The sequence below is a fragment of the Neisseria sp. P0021.S007 genome (assembly GCF_051956855.1).
Genome location: NZ_JBQCXA010000407.1, coordinates 1 through 756, shown reverse-complemented (window position 1 = coordinate 756; position 756 = coordinate 1). Strand labels below are relative to the sequence as shown.

The 756-nt window shown below is 55.8% G+C and carries 1 pseudogene; it reads right to left on the bottom strand.

Annotation, left to right across the window (positions count from 1 at the left end):
* Window positions 1-756: pseudogene (locus tag ACTHUR_RS13675) on the bottom strand (hypothetical protein); the annotation flags it as partial.

Below are 756 nucleotides of genomic sequence, written 5' to 3'. Positions count from 1 at the left end.
CTTTGTTCAGCTTGACGGTCACTTTATCGTCTTGGGCTTCAGTGGTGATGTTGTCGTCGCCGGCAACGGTCACGGTGGAGCCGAGTTTTTCGATATTGGTGCTGCCGCTGTCGCCGTTGAAGGTCAGGCCTTTGGTGTCAACGGTGGTTTTGGCATCTACACCTTTTTGGATGTCGTCTTTGGTGTCTTGCGCCAAGTCGATGCTGTAGTCGGTCACGTTGTTCGCGTCTTCTGCTGAAGCAGTGACGGTCACTTTGTCCGAACCTGCGCTCGCAGTCGTGCCTTTGGCGTTGACGGTATAGATGTCTTGGCCGTTGGCGCCGGTCGTTTTCACCACATCTTTGATGTTGGTGCCGGCTGCAACCTCGGTACGGGCGGCGGCGCTTTGCTGTTTCAGCTGGCTGTAGTTGACGGCGTCGGTGTCATCGGTACCGGCGGCAACGTTGGTCACTTTGTTGCCGGCGGCATTGATGCCTGACTTGGTCACACTCGGGCCACCGGTAATGGTGAGGCCGTCTGAATTCAGTTTGCTGTCGCCTGCGGTGACGCTGTCAACAGTGATGTCTTTGGCCAGTTTCAGCTGTGCGCCACCGGCTACGGTTTCGCTGATGATGTTGCTGTCGCCTTTGACATTGATGGTGTCACCCAATGCGTAGTTGTTGCTGCCGGTGGTACCACCGAAGTTGATGCCTTTGGCGATATTGGCGGCGTTGTTGGCTACGTTTTGGTTGGTCGCAAACAGTTGGCTGCCGTTAA